Source organism: Chryseobacterium sp. AG363 (assembly GCF_003610675.1).
Taxonomy (GTDB): Bacteria; Bacteroidota; Bacteroidia; order Flavobacteriales; family Weeksellaceae; genus Chryseobacterium; species Chryseobacterium cucumeris.
The window spans coordinates 225791-242532 of record NZ_RAQF01000006.1 but is presented as its reverse complement, the minus strand read 5'-3'; the positions used below and the strand labels follow the sequence as shown (position 1 = coordinate 242532).

The 16742-nt window shown below is 36.5% G+C and carries 15 protein-coding genes and 1 tRNA gene; 5 read left to right on the top strand and 11 right to left on the bottom strand.

Translation table 11 applies throughout. From position 1 onward, the window contains the following. The first annotated feature begins 69 nt into the window (after positions 1–69). Positions 70–1287 (top strand): PQQ-dependent sugar dehydrogenase, encoded by a 1218-nt coding sequence (locus tag DEU39_RS21415; protein WP_120233312.1) that lies wholly within the window; start codon positions 70–72, stop codon positions 1285–1287. A gap of 144 nt (positions 1288–1431) precedes the next feature. Here the strand turns inward: DEU39_RS21415 and DEU39_RS21410 are convergent, their stop codons facing one another. The 9 genes from DEU39_RS21410 to DEU39_RS21370 form a co-directional block, all read right to left on the bottom strand. Further along, positions 1432–3858, bottom strand: coding sequence for a TonB-dependent receptor plug domain-containing protein (locus tag DEU39_RS21410; protein ID WP_120233311.1), 2427 nt, complete (start codon positions 3856–3858; stop codon positions 1432–1434). A gap of 162 nt (positions 3859–4020) precedes the next feature. After that, a complete protein-coding gene (locus DEU39_RS21405; protein ID WP_120233310.1) occupies positions 4021–5178 on the bottom strand; it encodes a pyridoxal phosphate-dependent aminotransferase in 1158 nt (385 codons plus the stop codon). Between the two features lie 2 nt (positions 5179–5180). Continuing rightward, positions 5181–6257 (bottom strand): FAD-dependent monooxygenase, encoded by a 1077-nt coding sequence (locus tag DEU39_RS21400; RefSeq protein WP_120233333.1) that lies wholly within the window; start codon positions 6255–6257, stop codon positions 5181–5183. A gap of 348 nt (positions 6258–6605) precedes the next feature. After that, positions 6606–7982 carry a tryptophanase gene (locus DEU39_RS21395; protein WP_120233309.1) on the bottom strand — a complete coding sequence of 459 codons (1377 nt, stop codon included), beginning with the start codon at positions 7980–7982 and terminating at the stop codon, positions 6606–6608. A 94-nt stretch (positions 7983–8076) separates the two neighbouring features. Beyond that, entirely contained in the window at positions 8077–8694 is a 618-nt protein-coding gene (locus tag DEU39_RS21390; protein ID WP_062676099.1) for a DUF502 domain-containing protein, read from the bottom strand. Positions 8695–8718: 24 nt separating this feature from the next. Further along, positions 8719–9297, bottom strand: a complete 579-nt coding sequence (locus DEU39_RS21385; RefSeq protein WP_062676098.1) for a tRNA-(ms[2]io[6]A)-hydroxylase — start codon at positions 9295–9297, stop codon at positions 8719–8721. Positions 9298–9371: 74 nt separating this feature from the next. Next, positions 9372–10460 (bottom strand): acyltransferase family protein, encoded by a 1089-nt coding sequence (locus tag DEU39_RS21380; protein WP_120233308.1) that lies wholly within the window; start codon positions 10458–10460, stop codon positions 9372–9374. Then, the gene (locus DEU39_RS24235) at positions 10460–10756 is read right to left on the bottom strand and encodes a hypothetical protein (RefSeq protein WP_147367633.1); all 297 of its coding nucleotides are present in this window, start codon (positions 10754–10756) and stop codon (positions 10460–10462) included. The genes DEU39_RS21380 and DEU39_RS24235 overlap by 1 nt, the downstream gene beginning before the upstream one ends. A gap of 380 nt (positions 10757–11136) precedes the next feature. Continuing rightward, positions 11137–12024: a hypothetical protein gene (locus DEU39_RS21370; protein WP_062676095.1), complete on the bottom strand. Its 888-nt coding sequence runs from the start codon at positions 12022–12024 to the stop codon at positions 11137–11139. 184 nt (positions 12025–12208) lie between these two features. On the opposite strand from DEU39_RS21370, the gene rplU reads away from it, so the two are divergent. From rplU to DEU39_RS24530, 4 genes are all read left to right on the top strand, one after another. Further along, positions 12209–12787 carry a 50S ribosomal protein L21 gene (rplU, locus tag DEU39_RS21365; RefSeq protein ID WP_076597840.1) on the top strand — a complete coding sequence of 193 codons (579 nt, stop codon included), beginning with the start codon at positions 12209–12211 and terminating at the stop codon, positions 12785–12787. 12 nt (positions 12788–12799) lie between these two features. Continuing rightward, positions 12800–13057 (top strand): 50S ribosomal protein L27, encoded by a 258-nt coding sequence (gene rpmA, locus DEU39_RS21360; RefSeq protein ID WP_002984034.1) that lies wholly within the window; start codon positions 12800–12802, stop codon positions 13055–13057. A 171-nt stretch (positions 13058–13228) separates the two neighbouring features. Further along, entirely contained in the window at positions 13229–13396 is a 168-nt protein-coding gene (locus DEU39_RS24535; protein WP_183037456.1) for a bacteriocin-like protein, read from the top strand. Positions 13397–13598: 202 nt separating this feature from the next. Further along, complete coding sequence (locus tag DEU39_RS24530) at positions 13599–13772, top strand: bacteriocin-like protein (RefSeq protein WP_157885793.1); 174 nt, start codon at positions 13599–13601, stop codon at positions 13770–13772. Positions 13773–13840: 68 nt separating this feature from the next. Here DEU39_RS24530 and DEU39_RS21355 read toward each other — a convergent pair whose 3' ends face one another. Together DEU39_RS21355 and DEU39_RS21350 are read right to left on the bottom strand one after the other, a co-directional pair. Next, positions 13841–16372 (bottom strand): DUF5686 family protein, encoded by a 2532-nt coding sequence (locus tag DEU39_RS21355; protein ID WP_228432146.1) that lies wholly within the window; start codon positions 16370–16372, stop codon positions 13841–13843. A 277-nt stretch (positions 16373–16649) separates the two neighbouring features. Next, a tRNA-Asn gene (locus DEU39_RS21350) sits at positions 16650–16723 on the bottom strand. Positions 16724–16742: the final 19 nt, after the last annotated feature.

Genomic DNA, 16742 nt, shown 5'->3' with positions numbered 1-16742 from the left:
AAAATTGATATGTGCAAATTTTATTGGCATTATTTTTCCATTCGTTGTATAACATCTAATTATAATGATATGAAAATCAATCAATTTTATATTCCTGTAGTAAGCCTTTTTCTTTTTTTATCTTCATGCAAAGAGAATCATGCCAATGCTCAGCGGACTGGAAATGACGGAAGTGTGGAAACGGAAAATCCTAATTCTGATTATAAGCCTGCATTTAAAGGGCAGACAAGAATCAAGGCTGTAAAAACAACAACGCCCTATGCCATAGAAATATTGAATAAAGACCTTGGAAGGCCATGGGGAATTATCAATCTACCTGACGGAAAATTTCTCATCACAGATAAGAAAGGGTATATGAATGTGGTTTCAACAGATGGAAAACAGGTGTCAAAGATTGAAGGTTTTCCAAAAGTAGATGCAAAAGGACAGGGCGGAATGCTGGATGTAGCACTTGATCCTGATTTTAAAACCAACAATATTATTTATTTCAGTTTTTCGGAACCTTTTGGAAAAGGAAACTTAACATCTGTAGCAAAAGGAAAGCTGTCTGCAGATCTTAAAAATATTTCAGAAGTAAAAGTTATTTTCCGTGCTGAACCTTCTTATGACGGAGATAAGCACTACGGAAGCCGTCTGGCTTTTGATAAAGATGGGCATTTATTTGTCAGTACAGGAGAAAGATCAGATAAAGTAACCCGTGTATATGCGCAGAAAACAGATAATTATCTAGGTAAGATTTTAAAGATTACAAAAGATGGTAAACCTGCGCCGGGAAATCCTTTTATTGGGAAACCCGGTTATAAACCTGAAATATATGCTTACGGAATCCGAAATCCGCAAGGAATGGCTATTGATCCTAACGGTAACCTTTGGGATGTGGAAATGGGGCCAAGAGGGGGTGATGAAATCAATCTGATTCAACCGGGAAAAAATTACGGCTGGGGAGATGTAACCTATGGTATCGAATATTCAGGGGATAAAGTAGGACAGGGTATCACTCAAAAAGAAGGAACCGAACAACCTGTCTATTATTGGGATCCTGTGATTTCACCAAGCGGAATTACTTTCTATACAGGAAATATTGATGAATGGAAAGGTAATCTCATTATCGGATGCCTGAGTGGAGAGCACATTAACAGAGTTGTTATGAAAGATAATAAAGTAGTGGGTGAAGAACGTCTTCTTACAGATCAGAAAGAACGTTTCCGTGATGTATTAAACGGGATGGATGGGAATCTGTATGCAGTAACAGACAGCGGTAAGCTTTATAAAATTTCAAAAAAGTAGAAAAAAACTGTATCAAAATTTCACTCTGACCGAAATAAAATGTAGTGAAGAATCTTATGTTATTGGTTTATAAATGAGACTCTTCCTTCGTCAGAATGACAAAGGTGAAATTATTAACCTTTGATACAGTTTCTTTTTATTCTCTTAAAACTTAAAATTAAGTCTGGCAAAAACCTGTCTTCCGGCAAATCCCATCTGTACAGGATCAAAAATACCTCCGGCTTCTGTATTTCCGTCGGATACATGTGTAGTCTGTAAAGTAGGATATCTGTTGAACAGGTTTTTACTTCCTAAAGTCAGATTCAGATTCTTGCAGAATTCATAGCCGAAAGAAAGATCGGTGGTCACTTTTGGATTATAGACCTGTTCTGAGTCGTCATAACCAATCAGGGTTACTTTATCAAATCGTACCATCTGCAGATTTACATTGAATTTGTTGAGTCTGTAATTAAGGTTTAAATTTACTTTTGTCTTCGGAGCAGAAGCAAGAATAAATGCTTTTTCTCTTGCACTCAGGTAAGTATCTTCTTTCCCTGCCAGCTGTTCTGAGGTATTGACTTTTGTGATTTCCATATCATTATAGTTTCCTGCTAATGTAGCAGTCAGTTTTCCGGAACCGATATTTTCAGTATAGCTTAAGATTACATCAACTCCTTTTGTTTTGGTATCGATGGCATTGGAAAAAAACTGTACCTGGTCGATAAATGGATTCTCTTCTTGAACTTTTTCTGGTAAGTCTGCTTGTGCAAAATATCCGGTAAGAACAATTCTGTCTTTAACACGGATGTAATAACCATCTACGGTGGCTGTGAATTTTCCAGTATTGAAGGTAAACCCGGCGCTGCCGTTCACTGAGGTTTCCTGCTTCAGTTGAGGAATTCCCAGGCTGCTTGCGATGTTACTGTCATTAGAAGCGAGCTGAATAGTGACCAGTTTACCGCCCTGGAAGTTGGTAAATTGCTGGCTGTAGTATTTCTGAGCCAGAGAAGGCGCTCTGAACCCAGTAGAAACGGATCCCCGGAAAGCAAACTGTGGCGTGATCGCATATCTTGTAGCAAATTTACCATTCAGAGTGCTTCCGAAATCATTATAATTTTCAAATCTTCCGGCAATGCTTATCATCCAGTTTTTAGTAACATCCAATTCTGTATCTACATAAGCAGCAAAGTTGTTTCTGCTATTTCCTGTATCTGTAGAATAGCCAGGAAAACCTTGTGAACCACCTGGCCTTACATTGCCACTTGACGGATTCGTAACCAATAAGTTTTGAGGTGTGTTTGGAGTCACCAGATTTCCATTGATATCATACATGGCGTAAGAAGCCTCTTCTCCTTTTATGATATCAAATTTTTCATATCTGAATTCAGATCCGAAAGCAACGTTAAGCCCTTCCAGTACTTTGAACTGTTTCACAGCATTAAACCCAGTTGTATTCTGCAGCAGAGAATGTCCTCCTGCATTAAAGCTTGTAGGAGATTTTACTCCTAAAGTGGCATTAATTGTATTGTCTATCTGGTAAGTAAATCTGTTGTTACCAAAAGCATTATAAAAATCTACATCCCAGTCTGCAACTTTGAACTTTAATCCGTTGTCAAACGTAAAATCCGTAATGCTGGTATTTTCAACCGGGTTAAATCCTGTAGGGTAAACTTCAGGAATATTACCGTCTGCATCTGGGGTTCTGGTCCATGCATAAGCCTTAGTATTTCTATGTGAAAAACCTTGGCGGGAATAAAACTTCAGACCATCAGATAACGGGACTTCAATATTTCCGAAAAAGTAGATGTTCTGAGCTTTTGCATCTCCGAAACGCTGTCTGGGAGAGGTGTAAACATCTGGATTGGCATTTCGTATGGCGTAATCTTTATTGATGAATTCTACGGTAAAGTTTCCGAAACCACCTTTTGATCCTATTTTAGTTCCCAAATTTCCATTGAAATCAAAGGTAGTTCCGTCTACTTTGTGATCTGATACTACGTCATTATTACCTGGACTTTTGAAAAGATTCATACCTGTGAATAGATTTCCTTCAAAACCATTATTTCTGTCATTCAAAATAACATTAATTACTCCTGCAATAGCATCCGAACCGTATTGGGCTGATGCTCCGTCACGAAGAACTTCCACTCTTTTTATGGCGCCAATAGGGATTGTATTCATGTCATATCCCGTATTTCCTCTTCCTTTGGTTCCGAAAAGGTTAATCAGTGAAGATTGATGATATCTTTTTCCATTTAACAAAAGTAAAGTCTGGTCAGGACCAAGACCTCTTAACGTAGCGGGATCTACAGCATCAGCACCGTCGGATCCTGATTGTTTATTGGAGTTAAAAGAGGGTGCTGAAAATTGTAAAAGCTGGTTGATTTCCACTTGTCCCGTTGACTGGCTTACCTGTTTGATGTCTATAATATCAATAGGAACGGGCGTGTTTACCACTGTTCTTTTCTTGTTTCGGCTTCCGGTAATGGCAACTTCGTCAATTTTTGATTCTTTCAAAGTATCTTTTACCTGCTGGGCATAGGAGAAGGCAGAAACTCCAAGGAAAATAATGCTGATATATTTTATTTTCATATTGATAATTTTTAGTGATGATTCAATCAAAATTATCAATATTTATTCTTAAATCAACATGAAAATAAAATATTTAGTATGGATATCTTAATTTCGTGTTGATTTGTGATAAATTCGGAAAAATAATAATCTATTATTTAGATTTAATTAAAATTTTTAATGTTAAAAGCTGGTAATGATTCTGTTAATTCCTTCTTCTAAAATTTCCTGAGATGTAGAAAAGCAAATTCTGATATGTCCTTCAGCTCCTTTTCCGAACCATCTTTCTGATCCCGGAACAATAGCGACTTTCCCGTGAGTTAAGACATGTTGGGCAAACTCATCACTTGTCATTCCGTTTTTAATCTTTGGAAACAATACAAAAGTTGCCTCCGGGAGATTAGGTATTACAATTTCTGAATGGCTTAATAATCTGAAAGCAAGATCTCTATTGCTCTGTAAGTGAGCCAAAAATTCTTTGTACCATGGTTTTGCCTTCTCCAGTGCTACACTTCCGGCAATCTGAGACAAAGTAGAAACCCCTTCTATTGTAGAGTTGAAATTGGATTTTTCTGTGAAATCTTCAAGAATATCCTCATCATTGCAGAGTACGGCTCCAATCCTCAATCCTGCTATTCCAAATGATTTTGAAAACCCATACACGGTAAAGCTCTTTCTCTTTGCCTTCTCTGAAACGGAAGAATAGGTATGAAAGTCTTTATGATCATAAATAATATCACTCCAGATTTCATCACTCATCACCCAAAGATCATGAGCAGATGCAATTTCTGCTACTTTTATCAATACTTCTTTAGAGTAAACTTTTCCGAGCGGATTGTGAGGATTGCATATGCTGATAAGTTTAGTTCTGGGATTGATTAAAGAAACCATTTTTTCAAAATCAATTTCTCCTGTTGTTGTATCCGCAGGGCAGAGCATTACTTTCCCACCCGCAGTTTCCACCGATTTTTTGAAAAGAAAATCTACAGGATCCAGAATAATGGCTTCATCTCCGGGGTTGAGTACATAGGATGCAATAAGGAACATTCCCTGGGCAGCACTGTTGACAGCCAGAACATTCTCCGGTGAGAAGCTTCCGTGTTTTTCCAGGTTAAAGTGATCTGCCACGCTTTTCTTAAATTCCGGAAGTCCGGAAAACGGGCCATAGCTGAGGTAACCGTCTTTCAGGTATTCAATAATTCCCTGTTCTATTTCAGGTGCTGTTCTGAAGTCGGGATCAGCTGCTGTAAGAGGAATGATTCCATCTTCGAGCGTAGCCCATCTTCCGTTATATGCCTTTCTTTTCAAGGCTTCAAGGTTGATATCGTTATTAGTGAACATTATTATTTATAAGATATGGGTAAAATATTTTCGGTTTGTTGGTTGAGTGGAAGCAAAAACTGATTGAGTAATATCCTTCCGTTGTTAATATGAACTTCGATTTCAGGTTTTCTCTTAGCTTCGTATTTACTGAAGGCGGTCTGTATATTTTCTTCTTCAACTAAATATTTCGTTAATAAAAGTGAGTCTTTCAAAGCAGAGGTAACTCCCTGACTGGTAAATGGAATCAGTGGATGTGCTGCGTCACCTATGAATACTGTGTTTTCTTGATAAAATGGATTAAGTTTTTCAAGTTCATAGACATTCCATAAATGTACATTTTTATAGTCCGATTTTTGGATGATTTCCGGGATTAGAGGATGCCAGTTTTCAAAAATTTCAATCATGTATTTTCTTAAGTTCTCCACAGAACATTCATTGATCATGTATTTTTGGTTGTCAAACTGTGAATACCAAAGAACAGTATCATCAGAAAGTTTAAGAATCCCGAAAGTAAGGCCTCCGTCTTCATGGTGGAACTTCATAAAGTCATTTTCAATAGAATTGGCAATTTCTTTGTTTTGAATGATATTCACAACTTCACTTTCTCTTACCATTCTCATCATTTCATCTTTAAAAAGATTTTTTCTGATCCGGCTTCTGGAACCGTCAGAGATAACAGTAATGTCAGCATGAATATCAGTCCCATCGGAAAGCTTCAGTTTACCGTTCTGTAGATCATCAAAAATGATAGTTTCTTCGTAGGTTATCTTTTGCGGAGTAATATTTTGTGTTAATAAACTGATCAGTGAATGTCTTGAAATGGCGAAAACATGATCCAGATTCTTTTCAGCCAGTACTTTTCCAGTGTGAGAATATTTTGTGTATTTTTTTAAAAAGTTTCCATGCTTAAGAAGCAGTTCGGAGTCAATAATCTGGTAAAGATAATCCATTCCTTCCTGCGGAATAAGAAAGCCGTGGCCTGCCAGATCTTCCTTTTTTCTCCTTTCGTAAATGTGGTAATCGATCTTGTGCTTTTCTAAGTAATTCGCCATGCTTAAGCCAGAAATACCGGCGCCCACGACAGCAATTTTCTTCATTTTTGGAATAAAGTGTTTTTCAGGTTGGTTTTTTAAGTATTTTTTTTTAATCACCCTTAGGTAAATGCAAAATTAAAATTAAAAACCTTCACTATTTCAAAAAAATAAGTCAATTTAATTTTGATTTCATGAAAAATAAAACGAAAAATATAAGATATACTATGCAATAAAAAAATATGATTGATTTATATGTGTTGATAAAATATGTTCTATTGCAATATCTTAATGATTTTTAGTGGATTAAGAGATGGCTGGTCTTTGAGGACGTAAAGAATCAGATTGTTGTTTGTTTAAACCAATTTTGAATTTTAAGACATAAAAAAACCGGAAAGAATTCCGGTTTTATGATTAAGCTTTTTCAAGCTGAACGGTAAAGTGTCTTAAAATTTCCGGTTCCCACGTGATCTTGTAGCCTTTTGCTATTTCTTCGCGTCTTTCGTATACATTTTTGATGGCAGCAGCAATATAATCCATGTGGTTGTTGGTGTAAGTCCTTCTAGGAATTGCCAGACGTACCAGTTCTAACTTCGGATAACGGTTCTCTCTTGTGTCAGGATCTCTGTCTGCCAGTAAAGTCCCGATTTCTACAGTTCTGATCCCTGCTTCCTTATAAATTTCCAGTCCTAATGTCTGAGCCGGATATTCTTCACGGGAAACATTCGGAAGGAAGTTCAAAGAATCGATGAATACGGCGTGTCCTCCGATTGGTTTCTGAACTGGGATTCCATATTCAATCAGTTTATTTCCAAGATATTCAACCTGAGAAATTCTGCTTTCAAGGTAAGCAAACTCAGTAGCTTCATCAAGTCCTACGGCCAATGCTGCCATATCTCTTCCTGCCATTCCTCCATAGGTAATGAAACCTTCATAGATGATGGTGAAGTTAGAGGCTTTTCTGAAAACCTCTTCGTTGTTTAATGCAATGAATCCTCCGATGTTTACTAAACCATCTTTTTTGGAACTCATTGTCATTCCGTCTCCGTAAGAGAAAATCTCTTTACAGATCTCTTTAATGCTTCTGTTTTCCTGTCCTGCTTCTCTTTTTTTGATGAAGTAAGCATTCTCTGCAAATCTTGCTGAATCAAAGAATACAGGAATTCCATATTGGTCGGAAAGGGCTTTTACTGCCTTCATGTTTTCCAAAGAAACAGGCTGTCCTCCGGAAGAGTTACAAGTAATTGTAATTAAGCAGAAAGGTATATTTTCTTTAGGATGGCTTTTATAAACTTCTTCCAGTTTTTCAAGGTTGATATTTCCTTTGAATGGGTGAAGATCATTAATGTCAAAAGCTTCGTCTATGGTACAATCAATAGCATGTGCTTTTCTGATTTCGATATGTCCTTTTGTCGTGTCAAAATGCGAGTTTCCCGGAACTACGTCACCTTCTTTTACCAATACTGAGAAAAGGACGTTTTCAGCAGCCCTTCCCTGGTGGGTTGGTAATAAATATTTGAATCCTGTAATTTTTTCAACGGTTTTCTGTAACTGCTCAAAAGAACGTGATCCAGCATAGCTTTCATCTCCGGTCATCAAAGCAGACCATTGTCTATCAGACATTGCTCCCGTTCCTGAATCGGTAAGCAGGTCAATATAAACGTGCGAAGATCTTAGGTTGAAAAGGTTATAATTAGCTTCTTTAAGCCATTGTTCTCTTTCTTCTCTGGTGGACTGATAGATTTCTTCCACCATTTTAATGCGGAAAGGTTCCGCGTACGGTAAATTCATGAGTTAAATTATGTTTTAAATTGTTTGTAAAGAAAATGTGCTTGAAAATAATTTTTCAAAATTCATCAATGTATAGATAAGTCGGAAAAAGAGATTATTCCGGAGCCTTAAATATATTTTCATCAGAATGGAATCCGGCTACACCGCCGCTCACTGCAAACTTCATGGCAGAAGCTGCTGTCATTCCCACTACAGGTTTGATGTTTTTTTCTTCAGTAACAATTACCCAGCCCGAAATAGCGTACGAGTGGGGAAGGTATACCGCAACGTAATTATGCTTGTCAACGTCCGACATTTCTTTTTGAGTTAAAAAACCGATTCTCCAGATTTCCGGATTCTCGTTGGTTTTTACCCATACAGGATCGTTGAATTTTTTCTTGTCCCCTACGAATGAGGACATGACGTCTTTCGTAGGAGTGTAAATGTGTTTTACTCCCGGAGTTTTCTCCAGTAAGCTGTCCATGGTATCGAAAAAGAATCTTCCGACCACGAATTTATTTCCTAAATATCCTAAAATAGCTGTAAACAAAATAATAGATACGAATACAAGCCCGGGAACCTGCTTGGCTAAAGAAGGAACAAGGTTGTCAATCGCGCTTACAATATACCAGATTACAAAAATAGTAAGCCCTATAGGACCAATGATAACCAATCCCTGGAAAAAATTTTTCAGGAACATATTGGCGATATTTTCAAAGCTTGGCTTCTTCAAGGTGTATTCTTTACTATTATTATTTTAACCGTGGATGGTTTCTTTATTTCCGTAGGATTTAATAATATTGGCTTCATACTCCAACCATTCTTCCCAACGTTTGTTTACTTTTTCCGGGTCTCCGAGCTGTCTTGCAAATCCGATGAAAGTAGTGTAATGATTGGCTTCAGAAATCATCAGTTCTTTGTAGAAAACCTTAAGTTCTTCATCTTTGATATTTTCCGTAAGAACTTTGAATCTTTCACAGCTTCTGGCTTCAATCATAGCGGCAAAAAGCATTTTGTCTACGATGAGGTCTTCTCTGCTTCCCTGTACAATAAATTTTGCCAGTTCATTCACGTAATCATCTTTTCTTGCTCTTCCAAAAGTAAAGCCTCTTTTTTTGATGATCTCATGTACCTGATTAAAGTGATCCAGTTCCTCTTGTGCAATGGCAAGAAGTTCAGTCACAATCTCAGGATATTCCGGAAGCATGGTGATCAGGCCTATAGCATTGGTAGCTGCTTTTTGCTCGCACCAGGCATGATCCGTTAAAATTTCTCCAATGTTTCCTTCTGCAATATTTGCCCACCTTGGGTCGGTAGGTAGTTTCAACTTAAACATGTTGTAAAATTTTTGTAAATTTAAACAAATTGAGGTAAGAAATGTGACTTTATTTCAATTTGATACTTAAAGTCTTAAGATGCGGTCTTTTTTCTTAAGAATCCCAGAATATTCCAGCCTGAGGTATCTACTTTTTTCAATCCTGCAGAAATAATGAAGGCTAAAATGATATTAATTCCATAAATAATGACCATCAAAAGCCACCATGGCATGTTTTCTTTTAACGGAACGACCAGAAAATAAACGAGTGAAGAGCTGATTCCCTGTGCAAAATAGAAGAAAATAGCATTTTTTCCGATGTAGGTGATGAAATTTTCTTTTGTGATTTTCAGTCGGTTGTAAAGAACAAATAATGTTGTAAGAGAGAATAATGCCCAGATGATGTAAGGAACTTTTGGTGGAAATTTATTTTTATTGATTTTATAGAAGATGTCTCCTCCGTAGTACCAGAACATCCATATGAGAGCTGCTCCTACAAGTCCATATAATACAGGGATTGCCTTGGTAGGGATTTTTTTTCCACGCATTGTGTGGCCGATTAAAAATACAGCAAGATAAAATGTAACGTATCCAACTTGCCCCGTCGGATAATACTCCGGGAAGATGTTGAATAATAAAGTTAAGGCAATACAAAGTCCAATAAACCAATTGATATGTTTTGGGAAAAACCTTAGGATAAGGACACCGAAAACGGTGAGTATATAATACACTTTAAGATACCAGAAACTTCCCATCACTACAGGAAAAGTATCGGCATTGGTGTACTGATGAAGATACCAGTTTCCCAGATTTTCCCATTGAGGGTATGTTGAGATGCTGGTTGTAGAATATTTAGATCCAAATGTAGAATAAAAGCTCTGAAGCCATTCCATAGAAAAAAAGCTGAGTCCAAAGACTTTAAAGAAGTAATCTAAAAAGAACAGGAAGGTCACAAAAATCATATAGGTAATCTGGAGTTTCAGAAGACGGTATAATGTTTTTTCAATATTGGCTCCTGAAGTAATTCCGCTGAGTGCGTAAAATAGTGCCACATCAAAGACCAGAGAAAAAACTCTTACTTCTGCGGGAATATAAAACTGTCCAGACCAGAATGCAGTATGGATAAATATGATGGAAAGTGTTGCCAGTCCTTTGGCGAAATCAATGTAGAGATCTCTGTTCATTATAGATTGCTTGGAAGTTCTTTAGTGATTCGTTTTAGCTGTCCGTGTTCAAAAAAGTATAGATTGCCTTCCCATTCTGGCTTTTGGCTGTGCTCCAGCCCACGAAGATCGTTTTCGAAATATCTCATGTACTTCATTCTTATATTCGAGTTATAAAAATCATTGTCAATAGCAAAAAGAGGTTCCGTGAAAACGGCTGAGCGTTGAGCGGTTGTCTCGCTGATATTATGATAGCCATTCATGACCAGGAATAGTTTATATCCTTTTTCTTTAGCATACGTTTCGTATGAAGACATTGGCAGACACAATTTTGATGAGCAGCCATTGGTAAATACATATACTAATGCTTTTGGATGGTTTGTTAATTCTTTCTTTAGCTGAGAGCCGTTTATCTTATAAATATGCTCAGTGTCTGTTTTTGAAAAGTCCTCTATAGGGATAATGCTCTGCTGTTCAGTGAATGAGAGCTTGCCGTAATCATTTGTTATTCCCGCAACAGTACAGGAGTTTAATATGAAAAAGGAAATTATAAGTAACCAATACTTCATGGAATTATTTTTTTTCAAAAATACAAACAAATTGATTGGGTAAAATATAAAAGCTTTTAAAAACAAAAAAGGGGCGGAACATACTGCCCGCCTCCTTTCTTAAATATGCTAAAAATGAATGTTCTCGTTTATTGAAGATGTTTAAATTCTTCTGCAGAAATTTCTCCCGACTGAATTTTTCTAAGTTCATCTATATATTGACTCATGTATGCGTCAATTTCAGGATTTACAGTGTTCTTAGCCATCTTGTAAGTTCCATTTAGTACTCCCTGATAGTAATAGAAGAAGTTGTAATCGAAATTGGAGGCATTAAGATCGTATTGTCCTAAAAGGAATCCTAAACGAACTGCTGATCTTCTCTGTGCAGGAGTTCCATGATGGTTTACATTGGTTGTCTGATAATCACCGATACTTTGGGCAAATTCATAAGCTGCTGCAATTTCTGCAAAGCTGGTTTTATTGTATCCGTTAGGTCTTCTCAAATAGTATCCTGCAAAACCATCTGCTTCAAGCTCATTCGGTCTGTACGTTGATTCTGATACGGAAGGAAGATTGAAGATATACTGTAACTGATGTCCATACTCATGGGCAAGGATCATTGCATTTACAATATCACCACCTTTTGATTTTGCATCATAATAGATGGCATAACCATAATAGATTTTTCCTGTAGAATAAGAAATGGCATTGTACGTTGAATTGAAATTGGATGGATCGTTCACAAAACGCAGCGTAGGATTGCTTCTTCCCCACATGCTTGCAATTTTAGTCATTTGCCCATTCATAAAATTGGTGTCTGTGGAGTTTTGAAGCCCGGTCAGTAAAACTGAATTGGTGCTCCAGTTGTTGTCTACATAAGAACAGATTTTTTCAAGATCCCCAGGCTGATCAATTTTTGCACTTAGTGCTTCTTGCTGAGGTTGAACATTGTTGTCCATTTGGTCATCACTACATGCTGTTAAAGAAGTAACAGCAATGGCACCTGCTAGTAAGCAGAGATTAAAGTTTCTTTTCATATATAAATTCAATTTGGTAAAACGAAGGTATGAAATTATCTCTTAAGTGTGAGTACATTATTGAAAAAAATTATTCAAAACATAGTGAATAGGATTTTAATAAAAAAAACATTGATTTGATTGTAAGCTATTTAGAAATTTATATGTATATTTGCACCTCGAAATAACTAAAAATTTATAAACAATGTTTGCAATTGTAGAAATAGCAGGGCTTCAATACAAAGTTGAGCAAGACCAGAAGTTGTTTGTAAACCGTTTAAAAGGAGATAAAGGAGGAAAAGTTTCTTTCGATAAAGTTCTTCTTACTGTAAACGGTGCAATCACTGTAGGCGCCCCAGCTGTAAACGGAATCACTGTAGAAGCAGAGATCCTTGACCACGTTAAAGCTGATAAAGTAATCGTTTTCAAAAAGAAAAGAAGAAAAGGTTACAAAGTGAAAAACGGTCACAGACAATCTTTAACTCAAATCGTAATCACTGGTATTACAGGTTTTGAGGGTGGAGCTAAAAAAGCTGCTGCTAAAAAAGAAACTGTGAAAGGTGAAGTTCTTTCTGACAACGCAACTGTTAACTTTGGTGAAGATCACGAATTGAACTATCACTTAAAGAAAAACAACTTGTCTCAGTCTAAAGAGAACAGAGAAACTTTAATTACTTTAGGTAAAGCAGTTAAAGTTGAATTAGAAAAGAATATTCTTACTCATGAAGAAGTAGATGCTGCTATCATTAAGAATATCGATCAATTTAAAGCACTTAATAAATAATCCAGTAATAAAATGGCACACAAGAAAGGAGTCGGTAGTTCCAAGAACGGTAGAGAGTCTCACTCTAAAAGATTAGGTGTGAAGATTTTCGGAGGACAAGAAGCTATTGCCGGAAATATTATTGTTAGACAAAGAGGTACTCAGCACCACCCAGGTGATAACGTGGGAATTGGTAAAGATCACACTTTGTTTGCATTAGTAGATGGTAAAGTAGTTTTCAGAAAGAAAGCAAACAACAGATCTTTCGTATCTGTAGAGCCAAACGCATAATTTAAGCGTTTTATAAAATTAAAACCTCAGTTTTTACTGAGGTTTTTTTATTGGCCTTTTTGATGTATTCATTTATTCGTGAAATATTTTATATTTGTTAACTGTTCAGATTTGAATCAGTTGCGATAGCCGAAAAGCAAAAGAGTAGGCCAATATTAAAACAAGATATCTATGAAAAATGTAAAAAAATTAACCAGAAAAAAATTAAAGGAAGTAACCGGAGGTGTAGCAGGAGAATGTCCTTCCATGTTTCAGTCTTGTGAAGAATGGTGCCGATGGACTCCATGGCAGAAATCACACTGCATGCTTTCTCAGCCATGTACAGAATGTTTTGAGTAGTAGCAGAAATTATAACCCCTAATCTTTTTTAAGACAATAATTAGAGCTGAACCTTTAATAATATTCATCTTTTTAAAAGTAAAAAGCATTACATAGTATCTCTACATTGTGAGATATTGATATGTTTTTCCGTAACCCAATAAAAAATTAATGCGGAAGCCGAAAAGCAAAGAGAGTAGGCAGCAAATAAAACTAAACAATCATGAAAAATTTAAGAAAATTAACCAAGAAGAATCTGAAAGAAATCAACGGAGGAGCGGGTACAGTATGGTGTCCACCAAAGCCAATTACTTCATGTAGTACATGGTGCGGACTGACAAAGGAACAGAAAATGCGTTGTCTTCTTGATGTAGAAGAACCTTGCGAATGTTTTTAATTAAAGCTTTACAAAAAAGTTCGGCGGCTTCTTTGAAGCCGCCGAACGTGTTTTATATTATATTCTGTTTAAAATCCTACCTGGAACCCTGCTTTAACCCCAAATTTAGAAATATCAGGTCTGTCAAGATAATTTCCTCTCCAGTTGAAGTCTACTCTGAAGATTCTAAGATTTCCAATTCCTATATTTTCAATCCCGAATCCATATTCATAATAGATATGTTCGCTTGGTGCAGAATATTTAAAACCTTCTACATTGATCGCTTTGGAGGCATCACTTAATGTACCATAGGCTCCTCTGATAAATGCAACTTCTCTCAGTTTCAGTTTTTTAATCAAAGGAATGTATGAAAGGATCTTACCGTTAAAATGATGCTCTAATTGAAGAGTTGTATACGCATCCGTCACAAACTCATAATAGTTAAGCTGAGAGAAAGTATTCGGAACCAGACCATAGGAAAGGTTTGCCGGAATAATATTCTGTAATGCCAAAGGAACTGTATTGAAGTTCTTTCCAGCTTCGAAATTAACCACCAGTTTTCCCATACTTCCAATTAAAAATGGCTTGTAGAGCATGAACTGGAGTTTGTCATAATTGAAATCAGCATTAAATAATCCTTCAATACCTCGTGTATATCTTAAAACGATAGTTGGAGCTAAGTTTCTGGCCTGGTAACGGTCAATACCGGTTTGTGAAAATTTTGCACCAGGTTTGGCAATTAAACTGATGGTAACGTGAGAATCATTAACTGTTTGTCTTAACTGTCCATCTTTGTAATACATCAGATTGAATTTCTCAGGAATAGCAGACTTAATACTCTGCATCACTCCATCTACTCGGATCTGGAAGTTCTTCCATGGTTCAATAGCTGCAAAAACGCTTGTTTTGTTTACAGAACTTAAAGAAATGTTTTCTCCTCTTGCAAAAAAGGTACTGGTAGATGAAGATTGCGGCGTAACACCATCCCCTGATGTAAGCTGTCCCCCAAGCTGAACAATATCTCTGCTGGTTCCTGCTCCAATCATAAAGCGGTTAAGCTTATTGAACATATATCTTGCTTCTACGCCATATTTAAACTGTTGATCTTTGAAACCATAAGCTGTATAAAACTGGGCTCTCCAGGTATCATTCAATCCGAAATAGGTTCTTGCTCCTAATCTTATTCTGTCCCCTTCTACTTCATTTCTTCCGTAAATTGAGAAAATAGGACCAATATCTATTCCTTTAAAGGCATTATAATAACGTGAACCGAGGGTTTCAAACAGTTTTACCATTCGGTTGAATTTCGGTGTCTGCTGAAGCTGGTCAAGCATGTTATAAACGCCCTGTTCTGCTTTAGATAAAGTGTCAGGTCTTGCTTTAGTCCAATATGCATCGTCTTTATTGGTGAACTTGTCTTCGTATTCTTCTTCGGTACGTTTGAATACTTTAGGATCAAGAGGCTTGTTGAACTGATAATCAGAATAATCTACCGATCTTTTGGCGATGATACTTTTTGCACCTTTCTTTTTTGAGAAAGGACTCATTTCAAATTCAGTGATCAGTTTTTTAGGAAGAAATGTAGCGTCGTCAGGATTGTCGTATTCTACCTGAGTATACACACTGTTGACAAAGTTGACGTTGATCTTCTGTGTTGACTTTAATGTTGCTCCTAAAACAGCATAAGTATCGGTGTCAATATAAAGGTTTCCCTGGAATGCAAGAATGTCTTTTCTCTTAGGCTGATACCTTATCTGAAATGCTTTCTCACCACGAATCGTAATGGTATCCATAAGGCTATAATCGTAAGTACTGAAACCATCACTTCCGACAGGGCTCTGGAATCCGATATCGAAATAATTCAGAGTATTGTCGTAGATATTAATATCACGGTATAAGTTTTTAGCAGAAACCGTAATCACCTGGTTATCCTGAAAACCTGAAGTTTTCTGGGCTACTAATGTTCTTTTGCTGTTTTTTTCCGGTTTATTTTTACCATAATTTTCGTAAACGGCTTCGTTCAGAAAAATAGGAAGTCCAAGTCTCCCGCTTGCTGTGGAATCTGCATAATCGAAAATGAAATCCAGTTTATTGAAAATCTTTTTCTTCATGAAGGCACTATCAAGATTGTTTAGGTCAAACTGCGTTTTTTCATACTCTTTATAAGAATAGGTGTCGAATTTTTCCAGTCCGTTATTTCTTTTTTGTGCCCATACTTTCTGCATAATTGCATAAGCCGGATTTTCTTTCTTGCTTTTGTATTTTGTTTTTCCGCTTTGAAGAACAATTTCCTGAATGTCGCTTACTTTAGCCTGCGAAAGCTGTACGAAAATATTGTCAGCATTTTCGGGAGTGATATCAAGGGTTTCTGTAGTATAATTTTTTCTGGAAAATCTTAGCTGATGGATGATGCTATCAGACTGAATAATAAAACTGCCTGAAGTTGTCGTCAGGGCAGGTGTTTTACTGTCGTTGATAAAGATATCAACTTTATTGAGTTCTTTACTGCTCTTTTCGTCAACCACCTTGCCGCTCGCTTTGTTTTGAGCGCATACGGAACCGGCGAGAATCAGAAAGAAAAATAAAAGATAGTGTTTTTGGGAGTTATTGTTTAACATCATTCGTTTCTTCAGGCAATTATCATAAACAAAAAGCATGCAGTTTATTTAAAAAATAGGTAAAAAAATAAAATATTTTTATTCTATCCTATAAAACGACAAAAATAGCGAAAATAATATATGTATGGATTAAAAAATAATCGGGAAATTTTAATGCTTAAAATATAATAATCAGGAGATTAAAAGAAAGGTAACGTTCCTGCTTTTTAGAAATATTTTGCAGCCGTTATGAAGAATTTATATCATAAAAAAAGACTTACAGAAATGTAAGTCTTTTTTGCTCCTCCTGCTGGGCTCGAACCAGCGACCCTCTGATTAACAGTCAGATGCTCTAACCAACTGAGCTAAGGAGGAATGTCCTTTGTTTTAAGTG